This window comes from Janthinobacterium sp. GMG1 (assembly GCF_034427795.1).
GTDB lineage: Bacteria > Pseudomonadota > Gammaproteobacteria > Burkholderiales > Burkholderiaceae_D > Janthinobacterium.
Genome location: NZ_JAXQNT010000001.1, coordinates 626,310 through 644,098, shown reverse-complemented (window position 1 = coordinate 644,098; position 17,789 = coordinate 626,310). Strand labels below are relative to the sequence as shown.

At 65.7% G+C, this 17,789-nt stretch carries 12 protein-coding genes; 8 read left to right on the top strand and 4 right to left on the bottom strand.

The features are described 5' to 3' along the window. The first annotated feature begins 31 nt into the window (after positions 1 to 31). Complete coding sequence (locus SJI03_RS02975) at positions 32 to 994, top strand: endonuclease/exonuclease/phosphatase family protein (RefSeq protein ID WP_322426195.1); 963 nt, start codon at positions 32 to 34, stop codon at positions 992 to 994. Between the two features lie 8 nt (positions 995 to 1,002). Here SJI03_RS02975 and SJI03_RS02970 read toward each other — a convergent pair whose 3' ends face one another. Continuing rightward, positions 1,003 to 3,537 (bottom strand): EAL and GGDEF domain-containing protein, encoded by a 2,535-nt coding sequence (locus SJI03_RS02970; protein WP_322426194.1) that lies wholly within the window; start codon positions 3,535 to 3,537, stop codon positions 1,003 to 1,005. Positions 3,538 to 3,930: 393 nt separating this feature from the next. On the opposite strand from SJI03_RS02970, the gene SJI03_RS02965 reads away from it, so the two are divergent. From SJI03_RS02965 to SJI03_RS02950, 4 genes are all read left to right on the top strand, one after another. Further along, positions 3,931 to 5,163 carry an efflux RND transporter periplasmic adaptor subunit gene (locus SJI03_RS02965; RefSeq protein ID WP_322426193.1) on the top strand — a complete coding sequence of 411 codons (1,233 nt, stop codon included), beginning with the start codon at positions 3,931 to 3,933 and terminating at the stop codon, positions 5,161 to 5,163. 3 nt (positions 5,164 to 5,166) lie between these two features. Next, positions 5,167 to 8,286 carry an efflux RND transporter permease subunit gene (locus SJI03_RS02960; RefSeq protein WP_322426192.1) on the top strand — a complete coding sequence of 1,040 codons (3,120 nt, stop codon included), beginning with the start codon at positions 5,167 to 5,169 and terminating at the stop codon, positions 8,284 to 8,286. Positions 8,287 to 8,647: 361 nt separating this feature from the next. Further along, positions 8,648 to 9,370 (top strand): MgtC/SapB family protein, encoded by a 723-nt coding sequence (locus SJI03_RS02955; RefSeq protein ID WP_416208699.1) that lies wholly within the window; start codon positions 8,648 to 8,650, stop codon positions 9,368 to 9,370. Further along, entirely contained in the window at positions 9,370 to 9,681 is a 312-nt protein-coding gene (locus SJI03_RS02950) for a hypothetical protein (RefSeq protein WP_158301083.1), read from the top strand. Before SJI03_RS02955 ends, SJI03_RS02950 begins: the two co-directional genes overlap by 1 nt. Here the strand turns inward: SJI03_RS02950 and SJI03_RS02945 are convergent. After that, positions 9,673 to 11,070 carry a sensor histidine kinase gene (locus SJI03_RS02945; protein ID WP_322426191.1) on the bottom strand — a complete coding sequence of 466 codons (1,398 nt, stop codon included), beginning with the start codon at positions 11,068 to 11,070 and terminating at the stop codon, positions 9,673 to 9,675. The two genes, SJI03_RS02950 and SJI03_RS02945, sit on opposite strands and share 9 nt — an antisense overlap. After that, on the bottom strand, positions 11,063 to 11,743 hold the full coding sequence (locus tag SJI03_RS02940) for a response regulator transcription factor (protein ID WP_322426190.1): 681 nt from the start codon (positions 11,741 to 11,743) through the stop codon (positions 11,063 to 11,065). Before SJI03_RS02940 ends, SJI03_RS02945 begins: the two co-directional genes overlap by 8 nt. A 234-nt stretch (positions 11,744 to 11,977) precedes the next feature. Between SJI03_RS02940 and SJI03_RS02935 the strand changes: the two genes are divergently transcribed. From SJI03_RS02935 to SJI03_RS02925, 3 genes are read left to right on the top strand one after another with little or no spacing between them, the layout of a single operon-like run. After that, complete coding sequence (locus SJI03_RS02935) at positions 11,978 to 13,111, top strand: efflux RND transporter periplasmic adaptor subunit (protein WP_322426189.1); 1,134 nt, start codon at positions 11,978 to 11,980, stop codon at positions 13,109 to 13,111. Next, positions 13,104 to 16,208 (top strand): CusA/CzcA family heavy metal efflux RND transporter, encoded by a 3,105-nt coding sequence (locus tag SJI03_RS02930; protein WP_322426188.1) that lies wholly within the window; start codon positions 13,104 to 13,106, stop codon positions 16,206 to 16,208. Before SJI03_RS02935 ends, SJI03_RS02930 begins: the two co-directional genes overlap by 8 nt. Then, the gene (locus tag SJI03_RS02925; RefSeq protein WP_322426187.1) at positions 16,195 to 17,472 is read left to right on the top strand and encodes a TolC family protein; all 1,278 of its coding nucleotides are present in this window, start codon (positions 16,195 to 16,197) and stop codon (positions 17,470 to 17,472) included. Before SJI03_RS02930 ends, SJI03_RS02925 begins: the two co-directional genes overlap by 14 nt. Positions 17,473 to 17,548: 76 nt before the next feature. Here SJI03_RS02925 and SJI03_RS02920 read toward each other — a convergent pair whose 3' ends face one another. Then, a complete protein-coding gene (locus SJI03_RS02920) occupies positions 17,549 to 17,761 on the bottom strand; it encodes a hypothetical protein (protein ID WP_099376618.1) in 213 nt (70 codons plus the stop codon). Positions 17,762 to 17,789: the final 28 nt, after the last annotated feature.

Genomic DNA, 17,789 nt, shown 5'->3' with positions numbered 1-17,789 from the left:
TACGCTGATCGTTCAGTGAGGAGTGCTAATTATGCAGGAAGAAATCCGCTTTGCCACATTCAATGTCTGCAATCTGGCCCCCGCCGGGGCGAAATTGTATGACAACCTGGAACCGTTGAGCCCGGCGCAATACGAAGCCAAGGCGGAATGGACGGCGCGGCAAATCGACCTGCTCGACGCCGACGTGATCGGTTTCCAGGAAATTTTCTCGCAAGCGGCCCTGCGCGACGTGCTGTCGCGCACGCGCCATTACCGCGCAGCCAACCTGGCCGGCTACGATGCGATCGATGCCGCCGGACGCATGCTGCCCACGGTGGCGCTCGTCTCACGCCTGCCGCTGGCCGGCGCCGGTGTTGCCTGGGCGGATTTCCCCACCGGCGTGAGCGTGCCTGCCGAGGACAATCCCTGCCGCTTCGCCCGCGCACCGCTGCATGTCCAGGTTATCTTGCCTGGCGGACAACTCATCGACGTGGTCGTGGTGCATTTGAAATCGCGCCGGCCCGACTACCGCCATGGCGACGGCAACGATGCGGCCAGCTACGCGCTGGCCAACCTGCGCTCGCTGCAGCGGCGCGGCGCGGAAGCCGTGGCCCTGCGCATGCTGGCAAGCGAACTGGGGCACAGCGGCCGTCCCCGCATCGTGCTGGGCGACTTCAACGACATCGCCAATGCCGTCACCACGGCCATCGTCATGGGCGCGGGCGCGCCGTGCGAACCAGGCATGGAAATGCGCGCGCGCCTGTACGACGCCAACGCCATCCAGCAACGCCAGGACGCCCTGCGCCACGTGGGCTACACGAATATCCACGACAGTGCCTACATGACGATCGACCACATCCTCGTGTCCGAGCATTTTCATCACGCCTCGCCGCGCGCCATCGGCGTGCTGCAGGAAGTGACTTATCTCAACGACCATTTGCTGCTGTGCTTGCCATATGCGTCCGACCATGGCCAGGTGCTGGCGCGCATCAGGCTGCTGGGAAACATTAACTAACTCAGTCACTAATGCAGCAACTTCGCCAGCGCGCTGCCCTCCACTTGCGCGCTGGCATAGCGCCCCTGGTATTGCTGGCAGCCCTGTCCCCGCAGATACGCCAACTGCTGCGCCGTTTCCACGCCTTCGGCGATCACCGTCAATTGCAGCTCGCGCGCCATGGCGATGATGGTGGCGGCCACGGCCGTGTCGGATTCGCCGACCGCGCCGTCCGCGGCCGCGGGCAGGAACGATGGGTCGATCTTGAGTTTATCCACCGGGTAATGGCGCAGATTGGCCAGGCGCGAATAGCCGGTGCCGAAGTCGTCGATGGCCAGCCTGGCGCCCAGCGCGCGCAGTTGCGCCAGCACGCCGGCCAGGCGCGCGCCCCCCTTCATCAGCAAGGATTCCGTCACTTCCAGTTCCAGGCAGGCGGCGGGCAAACCCGACACGGCCAGCGCCTCTTGTACGCTGAGCAATAAATTATTGTGCAGACATTGCGCCGGCGACAGGTTCACGGCCACGCGCCAGGCATGGCCCGCATCGTGCCAGGCGCGCGCGCGCAGGCAGGCGTGGCGCAGCACCCAATTGCCAATCGACACCATCAAGCCGCATTCCTCGGCCACGGCGATGAAGCGCTCGGGCGGCAGCACGCCCAGTTGCGGGTGGCGCCAGCGCAACAGCGCTTCGGCGCCGAGTATCTGCCCGCTGGCGACATCGAGCGCGGGCTGGAATTCCAGCACGAATTCATCCTTGCCCAGCGCTTCGCGCAAGCCCTGCTCCAGGCTGGCCCGCTCGACGATTTGCGCATTCATCTCCGCATTGAAAAACTGGAAATTGTTGCGCCCGCTTTCCTTCGCGTGGTACATGGCGATGTCGGCGTTGTGCACGAGGCTGTCGATGTTGTCGCCATCGCTGGGAAAGATGGCCACGCCGATCGAGGTGGACACATGCAATTCGTATTCGCCCAATTGATAGGGCTGCGTGACGGCATGCAGCAGGCTGAACGCCACATGGGCCACCTGGTCGATGCCGCCCACCTCGGCCAGGATGATGACGAATTCGTCGCCGCCATGGCGGCTGACCGTGTCGACGCCGCGCACGCAGCGCACCAGGCGCCGCGCCACCTCCTTGAGCAGCAAATCGCCCACGTGGTGGCCCATGCTGTCGTTGATGTGCTTGAAATGGTCGAGGTCCAGGTACAGGATGGCCAGCATGCTCAGCTTGCGCCGCGCGGCCGCCAGGGCCAGCGACAGGCGGTCCAGCAGCAGCACCCGGTTCGGCAGGTCCGTGAGGAAATCGTGTTCGGCCAGGTGGCGCGTGTGCTCCTCGTTTTTCTTGCGCTCGCTGATATCGCTGAGGATGGCCAGGTAATTGCTCAATTGCCCCTGCGGGTCGCGGATGGCCGTTAGCGACAGCCAGGCCGGGTAGCGCCCGCCCGCCTTGCGCTGGCCGACGATATCGCCTTGCCAATAACCGTTGGCCTCGACCTCGTCCCATACGTGGTCGAAAAACGCCGGCGCGTCCGGCTCCACGCCGTGCTGGACGAAGGGTTTGCCCAGCATGTCGTCCAGGCTGTAGCCGCTGATCTCGCTATACGCGGGATTCATGCTGACGACCCGCTGCTGCGGGTCCAGCACGACGATGGCTTCGCGCGCATGCTCGACCACCTGTGCCGACAGGTACAGAGCCCGCTCGGCCAGTTTGCGCGAGGAAATATCACGGATCACGGCATAAAACAGATAGGTATGGTCGAGCGTGACGGAAGTGAGCAGCACTTCGCCCCAGAACAGTTCGCCCGTGCACGTCTGATAGCGCCAGTCATAGCGGCAGTTGCCGTCCGCGTGGGCTTGCGCCGCCAGCTGCGTGCCGTGCAACGAAGACAATGCGCCATCGGGCTGGCGCAAGGGCGAAAAGTCGCTGAGGCGGCGTCCCAGCAGCCGTTGTCGGTCTTCGCATTGAAACAGAGCAATAGCGGCGGGATTCGCGTCGGCGATATGCTCGTCGCGCAGCAGCAGGATGGCATCGGCGGATTTCTCGTACAACTGGCGGAAATTGTCGCCCATCAGCAACAAGGCGCCCTGCGCGGCGCCATCCTGGCCGCTGGCCGTGATGTCGACATCGATGCAGACCACTTGCCGCACTCTTCCGGACTGTATGACAGGAAACACGGTGGAACAGATGCAGCGCGGTGCGGCCCCGTCGGCACCCAGCTTCCACAGGCGCGTGCTGCGCGCCTTGCCGCTGTCCCACACGGCCGCCAATTCGCCGGCAAGCTCCTCGGCCACAGTGGCGGCATCCGGCAGCGCGGCGGCCACCCTGGCCCACGGCTGGCCCAGCGCCAGCTCGGCCGTCACGCCATACAGGCGCGCCGCACCAAGGCTCCAGTAGCGCACGATGCCATCGCGGTCGATGCCGCGCACGGCCAAGCCCGGTGCCTGCTCGACGGCGGCAACGATGATGGACAGCAAGTCCAGCGCCTTGACGGCCGCTCCCGCCTGCGGTTCGGCAGCAGCCAGCAAACGGCCCGGCGACGGGGCGGCTCCGGCAATCCGATCAGACATCAGCCCCCCGTGGCGCGGCCGCACGGCAACCGGCAGGCGTATGGCCTGTCCGGTAGCGCAACCATCCCACCCATTCTTGCGCGCCGGCGAATCGGCTTCTTGAGGATGCGCAAGCATCGTGACGTGCACGGCCTCGATGCCGGCACTGTCTTCGGTCGCCGTTTTTTGCATTCCAGCCCCGATTTTGTGCAATCTGTCGCACGGCGATGGCGGCCGGACTTGAATCTTCCTAAAGTGGCAACATGCGCATCGCCGTGAACGGCCGCAGCGGCAGGCGTGTTGTCTGCGGCCGCCACGGTGATGCGCTACCCGAATTCCCCCGGCCAGAGACAGGCCGGGTCCGCACCGAGACCTGGCGCCGAACCCCTGCGCCGCTCCTGACCAAGAATACCTATGAAAAACGAGACCCTGCCCCCCGCCTCCCCCCTTGCAGCCACGCGCCGCCGGCGCTGGCGCACCCCCGTGCTGATCCTGGTCGTGCTGGGCCTGGCTGGCGGCGGCTGGATGGTGATGCAATCGAAGCAGCAAGCCGCCAAGGCTGCCGAACTGCAAGCGAGCAAGAAGAAGGAGCAGGCCAAGACGCCTGTGCACGAACTGGCGCAGGGCGACGTGGCCGCCATCGCCGCGCGCGCGCTGTCCATCAGCCTGCCCCTGTCCGGTTCGCTGGCGCCCGTGACCCAGGCCACCATCAAGGCCAAGGTTTCCGGCGTGATCGAGGCAACCACCTTGCAGGAAGGCCAGCAAGTGGCCAATGGGCAAATCCTCGTGCGCCTGGACGCGGCCGACCTGCGCGCCCGCCTGACGCAGCAGCAAGCCATGCTCGACGAAGCGCAGGCGCGATTGTCGATGGCCGGCAAGAATGAAGCGAACAGCCAGGCCTTGCTCAAGCAAAAATACATTTCGCAAACGGCATACGACACGACGCAGAACTCCGTCGACCTGGCGCGCGCCAACGTCAAGTCCGCCGCCGCGATGGTCGACATCGCCCGCATCGCGCTGGCCGACACGGTGATCCGCGCGCCGATGGCCGGCATCGTCAGCAAGCGCCACCTGCAGGCTGGCGAAAAAGTCTCGCCCGACATGCCCGTCTACACTATCGTCAACCTGGCGCAGCTGACCCTGGAAGCGCCCGTGCCCAGCGCGGAAATCCCCCGCATCAAGCTGGGCCAGGACGTGCACTTCAAGGTCGACGGCTTCGGCGCGCGCGACTTCGCCGGCAAGGTCACGCGCATCAACCCCACCACCGAGAGCGGCTCGCGCGCCATGCTCGTCTACATCGCCGTCGACAATGGCGATGGCGCGCTGCGCGGCGGCATGTTCGCCAAGGGCAGCATCGTCACCGAGCGATCAAGCGTGGCGCCGCTGGTGCCCCTGACGGCCGTGCGCAATGAAAAGCAGGGGCCCGTCGTGTATGCGCTGGTGAACAACAAGGTCGTCGCCCAGCCCGTCACCCTGGGCTTGCGCAACGAGGATGAAGGCTATGCGGAAGTCACATCGGGCCTGGTGCCGGGCGCGAAAGTCATCATCGCCAGGCTCGATGGCGTCAAGCCGGGCCACAGCGTGACCTTCGCCGCACAGCCAGGCGTGCCCGCCGCGCCGGCAGCCGTGCTGGCACGGAAGGATTAAGCCATGTGGATGACCAAAGTCAGTATTCAAAACCCCGTCTTCGCCACCATGGTCATGGTGGCGCTGGTGGTGCTGGGCATCTTCTCCTACCGGGGTCTGGGCGTGGAAAGCATGCCCAGCGTGCAGTTCCCGTTCGCCGCCATTGAAGTGAACTACCCGGGCGCCTCGCCCGAAGCCGTGGAAAACGACATCACGCGCCCCATCGAGGACGCCGTCAACACCGTCAGCGGCATCAAGACCATCCGCGCCAACTCGTGGGAAGGACGGGCTGGCGTCTACCTGGAATTCGAGCTGTCGACGAATATGGACAAGGCCATGCAGGACTTGCGCGACAAGGTGGACCTGGTGCGCCCCCGCTTCCCTAAGGAAGCCAAGGACCCGTTCATCGCGCGCGCCGAGGGCGACAACGAACGCCCCATCGCCACCATCGTGCTGACCTCCACCGGACATGACCTGCGCTCGCTGTCGACCATGACGGAGCAAATCATCAGCAAGCGCTTCCAGGGCGTGGCCGGCGTGGGGCAAGTCAAGCTGCGCGGCCTGCGCGCGCGCCAGATCCTCATCAGCATGAAGCCGATCGAACTCAATGCCCAGGGCATCGGCGTCGATGAAGTGATTCGCGCCATCCAGGCCACGAACACCAATTTGCCGGCCGGCTCGATCAGCCATGGCGCGGCCGAACAACTGGTGCGCGTGGAAGGCAAGATCAAGGATGCGCGCGAATTCGGCAAGATCATCGTCGCGCGCCGCGCCATCGGCCCCGTCTACCTGGACCAGGTGGCCACCGTCGTCGACGGCGAGCAGGAAGAACTGTCGATCTCGCGCATGAACGGCCAGCAAGCCGTGACGATGGAAATCACCAAAGTGCAGGACGCCAACGTGGTCGAAGTGGGCACCGGCATCCTGAAAGTGGCGGCGGACCTGCAAAAGACCCTGCCGCCCGATATTAAGCTGCGCGTGCTGGATGACGAATCGGAACGCGTGCAAAGCCAGCTCAATAACGTCAAGCGCACCATCATCGAAGGCGCCGTGCTGACCATGGTGATCGTCTTCCTGTTCCTGCACTCGTGGCGCTCGACCATCATCACGGGACTGACACTGCCGATCTCCGTGCTGGCCAGCTTCATCGCCATGAAGGCCTTCGGCTTTACCCTGAACTTTTTGACCCTGATGGCGCTGTCACTGTGCATTGGCCTGTTGATCGATGACGCCATCGTCGTGCGCGAAAACATCGTGCGCCACCTGGGCATGGGCAAGAACCACTACAAGGCGGCCAACGACGGCACCAATGAAATCGGCCTGGCCGTGATGGCCACCACGTTCGCCATCGTCGCCGTGTTCGTGCCCGTCGCCTTCATGGACGGCATCATCGGCCGCTTCTTCCTGCAATTCGGCATCACCGTGGCCGTCGCCGTGCTCGTCTCGCTGTTCGTCAGCTTCACGCTCGACCCCATGCTGTCGTCCGTCTGGCGCGACCCCGTCAAGGACCGCTTCAAGTACGCGCCGTGGCTGGGCCGCTTCATGGCCTGGATCGAGACAGGCATCGACCGCCTGCACGTCTGGTACGGCAAGGTGTTGAAGGTGGCCCTGCGCTGGCGCAAGACGACCCTGGCTACCGCCCTGGCCCTGTTCGCGGGCAGCCTGATGCTCGTGCCCATGATCGGCGGCGAGATGTTCCCGGAAACGGACCAGGGCTGGGTCAACCTGCGCTTCAAGACGCCCGTCGGCTCCAGCCTCGAATACACGGATTCTAAGGTGCGCCAGATCGAAACGGCGCTGAAGGAATTTCCCGAAATCGACAGCCTGGTGGCCAATATCGGCACGCCCGATGGACGCAACGCGGCCGAGGTGAACCTGAAGCTGACGGACATCAAGACGCACAAGCGCCGCTCGCAGCAAGAACTGGAAAAGCTGATCCGCGAACGCCTGGCGCCGATTGCCGGCATCACCCTGTCCGTCGGACAGCGCCCCATCTTCATCGCCATCCTGGGCACGGATGAAGGCAAGCTCGATGCGGTGGCACATACCCTGATGGACAAGATGCGCAACATCAAGGGCCTGGCCGACATGGAATACAGCCAGGAAGGCGCCAATCCATCGACCACCGTGAAGATCAATAATGAACTGGCCAGCGACCTGGGTCTGTCGGTGCAGCAGATCGGCAATGCCCTGCGGCCGTTCGTGGCGGGCGACACGGTCAGCCACTGGCTGGCGTCCGACGGACAAAACTACGACGTCAACGTGCAGTTGCCCAAGTCGGGCCGTCAGAAAGTGGCCGACCTGGCCGACCTGTCGCTGGCGTCGAGCAAACTCGATGCGAACGGCAAGCCCGTCATGATTCCGTTGCGCCAGGTGGTCGACTTCGTGCCGTCATCGAGCCCGCAAGTGCTGAAACGCCAGGCCTTGCAGCGCCGGGTCGCCATCTATGCGGGCACGCAGGGCCGCCCTGCCGGCGACGTCGACGCCGACGTGCAGAAAGCCATCAAGTCCATCGACCTGCCGCCGGGCGTGCGCTTCGACGTGGCCGGCAATGCGCAGCAGATGGCCGAAACCATGGGCGGCGCCATGATGGCGCTGGGGATCGCCGTGATCTTCATCTACCTGGTGCTGGCATCGCAATTCGGCAGCTTCCTGCAGCCGATCGCCATCATGGTGTCCCTGCCGCTGTCGCTGATCGGCGTGCTGGCCGCCCTGCTGATTACGGGCAGTACGCTGAACATCTTCTCCGTGATCGGCTTCATCATGCTCATGGGCCTGGTCACCAAGAATGCGATCTTGCTGGTCGACTTCACCAACCAGCGCCAGCGCGAAGGGCTGGGCCAGTTCGAGGCGCTGATGGAAGCGGGGCAAGTGCGCTTGCGCCCCATCCTGATGACGACCCTGGCGATGGTCTTCGGCATGCTGCCGATGGCCATCGGCATGGGCGACGGCGGCGAATCGCAGGCGCCGATGGGCCGCGCCGTCATCGGCGGCGTGATCACCTCGACGCTATTGACACTGGTGGTGGTGCCCGTCGCCTACACCTATTTAGATAGCCTGGGCAAGCGCGCCGCGCGCTTCTTTGGCGGCGGCGAGCATGCGCACGCCGAATCCGCAGACGACGGCAAGGCACACGCCCACTGAACTACCGGTCGCCTTCACCGTCCCCGCATTGGCGGGGACGACGCGGCGGCTACCTGAAGAGAGCTTCAGTTGACCAAAACTGCCCCACTGGCTAGACTGTCCCCGTTATCAATGATATGGAGTGACTCGTGGGTGCTTGTTCCAGTGACAGTAGTCGATTGACCATCGGCGATCGGCCTTAGGCAAGACGCGCGCATTCCGCCCGCCCTGCCCATGGCAAGGTGTGGTTTTACCAGCGACAGTACTCTCTCGTCGCCACTTCCCTCCTCATCGTTCCACCGTTATCGTCTGCTGCCCCCTTTTCGGGGCGAATTGTCTTCGCCCTTGCACTCGCCTGTTCCTCCCCAGCAGGGAGAAACTGATGGTGGTATTTGACTTTGCGCTGCGCGTTGCCGCAGCCTTGACCCTGGGCGCCATGATCGGCGCCGAACGCCAGCTGCGCCAGCGCATGGCGGGCCTGCGCACCAACGCGCTGGTGTCCGTTGGCGCCTCGCTGTTCGTGATGGTTTCCGTGCTTGAAGGCGATAGCGCCGGCCATATGCGCATCGCCGCGCAGGTGGTGTCGGGCATTGGATTCCTTGGCGCCGGCGTCATCATGCGCGAAGGCATGACGGTGCGGGGCTTGAACACGGCCGCCACCCTGTGGTGCTCGGCCGCCATCGGCATCCTGTGCGGCCTGGGCTTCGCGCTGGAAGCGGCCATCGGCACGGGTTTCGTGCTGATCGCCAACCTGGTGCTGCGCCACCTGGCGCAACGCATCAACGCGCACGGCAGCGAAGCGGGCATAGAGACGGAAAGCATCTACCGCGTCACGGCCGTGTGCGAGGCGGAGCAGGAAGTCCAGGTGCGCAACCTCATGCTGCGCATGATCAGCGGCATGCCGGCGCTGATGCTGCAATCCTTGCACAGCGAAGACGCGGCGCAGGCCGGACGCATCGAAGTGCGGGCCGACTTGCTCACGCCCCTGTCCAGCCTGGGATTGCTGGAGCAGATCGTCAGCCAGGTCAGCCTGGAAGGCAGCGTCTCGGCCGTGCGCTGGGCGCTGGTTAACAACGCGGAATTTGTCGCCGAACGGGGAGTCTGATGATGAAAAAATTCTTTCACTGGTTTGCCAGGCAAGCGCCTGTCGTGGCCACCTACCGCCTGACCGTCACCTGCCCTGCCGCGCAAGCCGACCACGTGGTGCGCCTGCTGCTGGCCGAATTGAAAGGCGCGGGCCTGGCCCCGTCGCAAATGCTGCGCAGCTGGGACGAAGCCCGGCAAGTGGTGCAGCTGATCGCCACGGTGCTGTGCCAGGCCGTGCAGCGCGCCGTGCTGGTGCGCTTCGTCAACCGCGCGGGCGCCTGGCCGCAAGTACGGCAAGTGCGCTGGGAAGGCGTCGCGCCGTCAATCTGAGGCCGGCAGGCGCATGAGGAACAGGGCGCCGCCTTGCGGGCGGTTCTGCGCCTCGATGCTGCCGCCATACGCATGCACGATGGCTTGCGACAGGGCCAGTCCCAGGCCAAAGCCGGGCGCCTCGCCCGCCCGCGCCTGGGCGCCCCGGTAAAAGCGTTCGAACAGATGCGGCAAGTCTTCCACGCCGATGCCCGGTCCTGCATCCGCCACGCCGACGATCGCCTGTTCGCCCTCGCGCGCCACGTGCACAGTGATGATGCTGTCGGGCGGCGAAAACTTCACGGCGTTATCGAGCAAGTTGGCCAGCACCAGATCCACGGGGCCGGCCGCCACCCGCGCCTGCACGGGCACACTGCCATCGAAGACAATGCGGATGCCGCGCTGCACCGCCGCCTTTTCCAGGCGCTGCGCGGCCGCCTGCACGAGCGGATTGAGTGCGATGGTTTCCACGGCATTGCGCTCCTGGCCCACGTCCAGGCGCGTGAGCATCAGCAATTCTTCCACCAGGGTCGTCAGGCGCTGCACTTCATCGAGGCAGGACGCCAGCGCGTCGACATACTCGGGCGACTCGCGCGGGCGGCGCAGGGTGATTTCAATTTCCGTGCGCAGGCGCGACAGGGGCGAGCGCAATTCGTGCGAGGCGTCGGCCGTGAAGCGGCGCTGCGCATCGTAGCCGTGTTCCAGGCGGTCCAGCATAGCGTTCAGGGTATCGACCAGGCGGCCGATTTCGTCCTGCGTGCCGGGATGGGGCAGGCGCTGGTGCAGGCTGGCTTCGCCGATCGAATGCGCCTGGTCCACCACGTCGTCGATGGCGCCCAGCACGCGGCGCGTGAGCATTTCGCCGGCCAACCCCACGGCCGCCAGCAAGGCCAGCGCCATGGCGCCAAACAGCACGGTGGCCGCAGCCAGCACGTGATTGGTGTCGTCGAGCGAACCGGCCACCTGCACCGCCAGGCCCGCGCCGGACGTGGGCACGGGAATCGACACCATGCGCAGCGGCTCTTCGCCGAACTTGGGCAGCGTCTCGAAAACAGTCTCGCCGGCCGCCAGGCGCGCCAGCAGGGCGGTCGGCGCCGGCAGCTGCGCCGCCTCCAGGTTGCGGCTGCGCGCCAGCACGCGGCCTTCGCCATCGATGATCTGCACCAGGCGGTCCAGGCGCGTCAATGAGGGCTGCGCCAGGCCCGGCGCCACCTCGTGCACCTGCACGGGCTGGCGCGGCGCGGCCGGCAGCATGGCCATTTCCGTCTCGGCCAGCGCCAGCAGGGCCGCATCGAGCTGGCCATGCACGGCGCGCGACAGGCCCCAGTAGCCGGCCAGCGCCGTGCAGGCGACGATGGCGAGGATGACGGCCAGGTGCACCAGCAGCAGGCGCTTGCGAAAGCTAGCCACCGTTGTTTTCCGCCAGGCGAAAGCCGCGTCCGCGCACCGTATGGATCAAGGGCGGCAAGCCCGGCGCATCCACTTTCCCCCGCAGGTTGCGCACGTGGACGTCGATCAGGTTATCGATGCCGATCAGGTCCGCCTGCCATATCTGCTCGGCCAGACGCACGCGGCTGACCACTTCGCCCGCCTGGCGCAGCAGGATCAATAAAATTGCGTACTCCTTGGGCGTCAGCACCAGCGGCATGCCGGCCCGCGTGGCCTGGTGGCTGACGGGGTCGAGCGTCAGGTCGGCCAGCGCCAGCACCAGCGGGCGGCTGATGTCGGAGCGGCGCAGCAAGGCGCGGATGCGCGCCAGCAGTTCCTCGAATTCAAACGGTTTGGTCAGGTAATCGTCGGCGCCCGTGTTCAGGCCCGCCACCCGGTCGGCCGTGGCGTCGCGCGCAGTGAGCATCAGCACGGGCGTCTGGATGCCACGCGCGCGCAAGTCGCGGCAAAAGTCGATGCCCTGCTTGCCCGGCAACATCCAGTCCAGCACGATGGCGTCATAGTCGACGGAGTAGCTTTCATCCTCGCCCTCTTCCGCGCTGTGCGCCACGTCGACGACAAAGCCTTCTTCCTGCAAGCCCCGCGCCAGCAGGCGCGCCGCCTTGCGGTCGTCTTCCACCAGGAGGATTCTCATGCCTGCCTTTCGCGTCGCGCCTTGTTTTTCATGCTGGCATTTTACCGCGCTCCACCGCGTGCACACCGAACCTGAAGAATGATTCAGGCGTTCTTGGGCGCTTCTTCAGGAGCACATTGCTATGCTTTCCCGGCGCTGTAGTGACGCTGCCTGCGCCACTGCGTCCCTCTCATTGCCCGCCTGGGCACGGCATCCACGCATGCCCCATCACCATCAATAACAAGGAAACACGGGATGAACACGACCACCCGCAACGCCCTGGGCGCCAGCTGCGCCCTCGCTCTCGCCTGCTCGGCCCTGGCCGGCTGCGCCAAGCCGACGGCGGCAGCCGCGCCGCCCGCCCAGTCGATGCACCTGGACGATGGCAGCATCGCCGTCGACAAGATGTCGCCGCTGCGCCAGCGCCTGCAGATCGCCGCCGTGCAGGAACAGGAGATCGCCACGCAGACGGAGGCGCCGGGCAGCATCGAAGCCATGCCGGAAAAACTGGTGAAGATCACGCCGCCGCTGGCCGGGCGCATCACGCGCTTGCAGCGCGCCCTTGGCGACAGCGTGAAAGCGGGCGACCCGCTGTTCACACTCGATTCGGCGGAGCTAAGCGCCGCCTACGCGGACGACAGCAAGGCCAGATCCGCCCTGCTGCAGGCGCGCCAGGAGCTGGAACGCCAGAAAACCCTGTTCGACGCGGAGATCGCCGCGCGCAAGGAATACGAAGCGGCGCAGGCGGCCTTTGCGCAGGCCGGCAGCGATGCGCAGGCCAGCGCCGACAAGCTGGCCCAGTACGGTGCCGGCGCGCGCGACACACGCGGCACCCGCCGTGACTATGTCTTGCGTTCGCCGATCGCTGGCACCGTGATCGCCATGGAAGGCGCCCAGGGCGGCTACTGGAACGATATCAACGCGCCCGTCATGACGGTGGCCGACCTGTCCACCGTATGGCTGTCGGCCAACGTGGCCGAGCGGGACCTGGCGCAGGTGGCCGTGGGCCAAGCGACCCGCATCACCGTCGACGCCTGGCCCGGCAAGGCTTTCGAAGGCAAGGTCGCGTATGTGGGCGCCGTGCTCGATCCCGAGACGCGCACGGTGAAGGTGCGCGTAGCCATCGACAACCGCGCCGGCGCCTTCAAGCCGGGCATGTTCGCCCACGCGGGATTCGCCGGCGCTTCCCGCCGCGCCCTCCTCGTGCCCGCGTCAGCCCTGCTGCAAAGCGGGCCATCGACGCGCGTGATGGTCGAGCGCAGCGCGCTGGTATTCGCGCCACGCGCGGTGCAGGTGGGCGCCAGCCATGGCGAGCAGGTGGAAATCGTCTCTGGCCTGAAGGCCGGCGAACGCATCGTCGTCAAGGAAGGAGTGCTGCTCAATGATTGACCGTGTCATCGCCACCTGCTGCCAGCGGCGCGGCATCGTCTGGCTCGTGCTGCTGTTTGTCGCCGCCTACGGCGTCTATTGCTGGAAGCAGCTGCCCATCGAAGCCTATCCCGACATCGCCGACGTCACCTCGCAGATCGTCACGCAGGTGCCGGGCCTGGGCGCAGAGGAAATCGAGCAGCAGATCACCATTCCGCTCGAACGCGCCCTGCTGGGCACGCCCGGCATGCACGTGCTGCGCACGCGCAGCCTGTTCGCCCTGTCCTTGATCACGGTGGTGTTCGAGGATGGCAGCGACGGCTACTTCACGCGCGAGCGGCTGCAGGAACGCCTGGCCAGCGTGAACTTGCCCTACGACGCCAAGCCGGGCCTCGATCCCTATACCTCGCCCACGGGCGAGATCTACCGCTACACGCTGGAATCAAAAACACGCTCCCTGCGCGAGCTGTCCGAACTGCAGTTCTGGACCGTGATTCCGCGCCTGCAGCAGGTGCGCGGCGTGGCCGACGTGAGCAATTTCGGCGGCCTGACGACGCAGTTCATGCTGGAACTCGATCCCGCAAAACTGGACAGCTACGGCTTCTCGCTGGCGCAGGTCAAGGACGCCATCAACGCCAACAACATCAGCGGCGGCGGCAGCGTCATCGACCGCGGCCAGCAATCGTACGTGGTGCGCGGCGTGGGCTTGCTGCATACCCTCGACGACATGGGCAACGTCGTCGTCAGCAGCAAGGATGGCGTGCCCGTGCTGGTGAAGGACCTGGGCAGGCTCGCTTACGGCAACGTGGAGCGGCGCGGCATCCTCGGCAAGGACGACAACCCCGACACCATTGAAGGCATCACGCTGCTGCTGAAGGATTTCAACCCATCAGAAGCGCTGGCGGGCATCCATGCGGCCGTGGACGATTTAAATGCCAAGCTGCTGCCGAAGGATGTGAAAGTGGTGCCCTACCTGGACCGCAGCTCGCTGATCGACGCCACCCTGCACACGGTCGGATTTACCCTGGGCGAAGGTATGCTGCTGGTCGCCCTGGTGCTGCTGCTGTATCTGGGCAGCCCGCGCGCGGCCGCCATCGTCGCGCTGACGATTCCGCTGGCCCTGCTGATCGCCTTCATCTTCATGCACCATTTTAAGATTCCCGCCAACCTGCTGTCGCTGGGGGCGATCGACTTCGGCATCCTCGTCGACGGTTCCGTAGTGGTGCTGGAAAACATGCTGCGCCGCCGCGAACGGGAACAGGAGCGGCCCCTGACCCTGCAGGACGCCATCGACGCCACCCTGCAGGTGGCGCGCCCCATCATGTTCGGCATGGCCGTCATCATCGCCGCCTACCTGCCCCTGTTCGCCTTCCAGCGCATCGAATACAAGCTGTTCTCGCCGATGGCGTATGCGGTCGGCGCGGCGCTCGTGGGCGCGCTGGTGGTGGCCTTGGTGCTGATTCCGGGCCTGGCCTGGCTAGCCTTGCGCAAGCCGCGCCGCACCTTCCATAACCGCGCGCTGGACAAGCTGGCGGGCGCGTACGGCCGCTTCCTCGATCGCATGGTGGGCAAGAAGCGCTGGGTGGCGATGGTGTGCGCAGGATCGCTCGCAGCGCTTGCCATCCTGGGCGGCAGTATCGGGCGCGACTTCCTGCCCTACCTCGATGAAGGCTCCTTGTGGCTGCAGGTGCAGATGCCACCCGGGATCACCCTGGACAAGGCGTCCGGGATGGCCAGCGAATTGCGCCGCGCCGCGCTGGAATTTCCGGAAGTGTCGACCATCGTCACACAGACGGGGCGCAACGACGACGGCACCGATTACTGGACGCCGTCGCACATCGAGGCGAGCGTGGGACTGCATCCGTACAAAAGCTGGAAGTCCGGCATGAGCAAGCAGCAGCTGATCGCCAAAATGAACGCGCGCTTCGCGCGCATGCCCGGTTTTACCGTGGCCTTCATGCAGCCGATGATCGACGGCGTGCAGGATAAATTGTCGGGCGCGCACAGCGACCTGACGGTGAAAATCTTCGGCAACGACCTCGATGAAGTGCGCGCCATCGCCGGCAAGGTCGCCAATGTCCTCAAGACTGTCCACGGCGCCTCCGACGTAGCCGTGGACGTCGAGCCGCCCCTACCCAACCTGAAGGTGGAACTGGACCGCGCCAAGGCAGCCCGCTACGGCATCAATGCGGCCGACGTGGCTGACCTGATTGCCACCGGCATCGGCGGCGCCCCCATCGGCCAGGTGTATGTGGGCGAAAAAAGCTACGACATCGCCGTGCGCTTCCCGCCCGCCACGCGCTCCAGCCCGGACGCCATCGCCAGCCTGAAGCTCAACGCCGCCAACGGCGCGAGGATTCCGCTGGCGCAGGTGGCCACCATCAGCACCACCTCGGGCGAAAGCGTGATCGTGCGCGAAATGGGACGGCGCCACATCATCGTGCGCCTGAATGCCCGCGGGCGCGACCTGGCCGGCTTTCTGGCCGAAGCGCGCCCGCTGGTGGCGCAAGCCGTGGCCAACGAGTACCAGCGCATCAGCGTCGAATGGGGCGGCCAGTTTGAAAACCTGCAGCGCGCGCAAAGCCGTTTGGCCCTGATCCTGCCGATGACCCTGGGCGCCATGTTCCTGCTGCTGTTTGGCCAGTTCCGCAACCTGCGCCAGCCCGCACTGGTCTTGCTGGCTGTGCCGCTGGCCATGCTGGGCGGCCTGGCCGCGCTGCACCTGCGCGGCATGACCTTGAACGTGTCGAGCGCCGTCGGTTTCATCGCCCTGTTCGGCGTGGCCGTCCTGAATGCCGTACTGATGCTGGCGCAGATCAACCGCCTGCGCAGCGACGAGGGAAAAAACTTGCGCGACGCCGTGCTGGAAGGCGCGCGCGACCGCATGCGCCCCGTGCTGATGACAGCCACCGTGGCCGCCCTGGGGCTGACACCGGCCATGCTGGCGACGGGCCTGGGCAGCGACGTGCAGCGTCCGCTGGCGACCGTCGTGGTGGGCGGCCTGGTGACGGCGACCGCACTGACCTTGCTGCTGTTGCCAGCCCTGTATTACCTGATCGAGGCGCACCTGCAAAAACGCCAGACGCACACCAAAGGAGAGACCCATGACACGTTTTAATGTATTGCTGGCGGCCTGGCTGATCGCGCCCGGCGCCCTTGCCACTCCGTTGAGCTTTGACACCTACCTGTCCGCAGTGGAAAGCCACAGCCTGGAACTGCAATCGCAGCAAGAAGGCATCGTTGCGGCCAGGGCCGGCGTCGGCATCGCTGGCTTGCGTCCCGATCCCGAGTTTACCCTGGGCGCCACGCGCGAAACCGTGCGCAGCGTCGAACACCGTCCCGTTACGTGGAATCCGGCCATCAGCATGGCCATCGAGACGGGCGGCAAGCGCGCCGCGCGCATCAAGGCGGCGCACAGCAATGTCGCGCTGGCCGAGGAAACGGTGGCCGGCTTCAAGAGCGAACTGTATGGCACGGCCGCCGCCGCGTTCACGGAAGCGTGCCGCACGCGCGAAGTCGTCGCGCGCAAGGAGCAGACCATGGCGGCCCTGTCGACAGTGGTGGAAGCGAACGAAGTGCGGCGCAAGGCGGGCGACGTGGGCGGCATCGAGCTGCTGCAGTCGCGCGTGGAACGCGACCAGTTCCAGGCCGAGCTGGCGCAGGCGCGCAGCGAGGCGGACAGCGCCATGTTGAATTTGTCGCCGCCCTTGGGGCGCCAGTTCGAGATTCTGTTTCCGGACGCGCAACTGGCGTGCGACCTCGCCGCGTATGCCGACCAGGATGCCAGGGTGCTGGTGCCGCAGGCGCTCAACGCGCGCAGCGACGTGCGCATCGCTCGCGCCACCCTGGACAATCTGCGCGATGGCGCGGCGCTGGTGCGCGCCAACCGCGCCGTCGACCCGACCGTCACCGTGGGCCTGGCCGCCGCGCGCGGCTACCATGACGGCATCGATGCCAGCGGCAATCCCGTCGATGGCGCGTCCCGCTCCCGCGCGCTGTCCATCTCGCTGGCCATCCCCATTCCCCTGTCGCGGCGCGACAAGGGCGACGTGGTGCAGGCGGAATCAAGTGTGACGCAGGCGATGCTGGCCCTGCGCCAGGCGGAACTGACGGCAGAGACGCAGGTGCGCACGGCGCAGCGGCAGCTGCGTGCGGCGCAGGACAGGCTGGCACGCTACCGCGATGGCGTGCTGGTCGATGCGCAAAAGGTGGTCGATGGCATGCGCCTGTCTTACGTCAAAGGCAATGCCTCGCTGCTGGAATGGCTGACGGCGCAGCGTTCGGCCGATGAAGCGTACCAGGGCTATGTGCAGGCGCGCGCCGATGCGGCCATCGCCAGCACACAGCTGCAACAGGCGCTTGGCCAGCGGCCGCGCTTGTAGCGGAAGGGAAGAGAGAACGGGTAGAACGAGGAGATGCCGGCGCGGCCATGCCGCACCGGTCGTCAGGAACGGGGAATTACTGGGGCTGGACGGGTGCGTCGCCTTCGGCGGCCGGATCTGCGTCATCGGCGTCGTCGGCGTCGTCCGCTTCCGGCTCATCGCCCTCGCTGCCATCGGCCGGCTTCGGATTATTCTTCGCTTCCAGCTTGCGTCTGGCTTTTTCCTCGGCTTTCTTCTTCTTTTCCAGCTCTTTTTGCCGTTTTTCGTATTGGAAATTTGTCTTGGCCATTTACTACCTCTTTAGTTTTTTATTGTTA

What these genes read in the sequence shown, in the direction of transcription:
- SJI03_RS02975 (WP_322426195.1), top strand. Translation starts at nt 32, where the DNA reads ATGCAGGAAGAAATCCGCTTTGCCACATTCAATGTCTGCAATCTGGCC.
- SJI03_RS02970 (WP_322426194.1), bottom strand. Translation starts at nt 3,537, where the DNA reads ATGTCTGATCGGATTGCCGGAGCCGCCCCGTCGCCGGGCCGTTTGCTG.
- SJI03_RS02965 (WP_322426193.1), top strand. Translation starts at nt 3,931, where the DNA reads ATGAAAAACGAGACCCTGCCCCCCGCCTCCCCCCTTGCAGCCACGCGC.
- SJI03_RS02960 (WP_322426192.1), top strand. Translation starts at nt 5,167, where the DNA reads ATGTGGATGACCAAAGTCAGTATTCAAAACCCCGTCTTCGCCACCATG.
- SJI03_RS02955 (WP_416208699.1), top strand. Translation starts at nt 8,648, where the DNA reads ATGGTGGTATTTGACTTTGCGCTGCGCGTTGCCGCAGCCTTGACCCTG.
- SJI03_RS02950 (WP_158301083.1), top strand. Translation starts at nt 9,370, where the DNA reads ATGATGAAAAAATTCTTTCACTGGTTTGCCAGGCAAGCGCCTGTCGTG.
- SJI03_RS02940 (WP_322426190.1), bottom strand. Translation starts at nt 11,743, where the DNA reads ATGAGAATCCTCCTGGTGGAAGACGACCGCAAGGCGGCGCGCCTGCTG.
- SJI03_RS02935 (WP_322426189.1), top strand. Translation starts at nt 11,978, where the DNA reads ATGAACACGACCACCCGCAACGCCCTGGGCGCCAGCTGCGCCCTCGCT.
- SJI03_RS02930 (WP_322426188.1), top strand. Translation starts at nt 13,104, where the DNA reads ATGATTGACCGTGTCATCGCCACCTGCTGCCAGCGGCGCGGCATCGTC.
- SJI03_RS02925 (WP_322426187.1), top strand. Translation starts at nt 16,195, where the DNA reads ATGACACGTTTTAATGTATTGCTGGCGGCCTGGCTGATCGCGCCCGGC.
- SJI03_RS02920 (WP_099376618.1), bottom strand. Translation starts at nt 17,761, where the DNA reads ATGGCCAAGACAAATTTCCAATACGAAAAACGGCAAAAAGAGCTGGAA.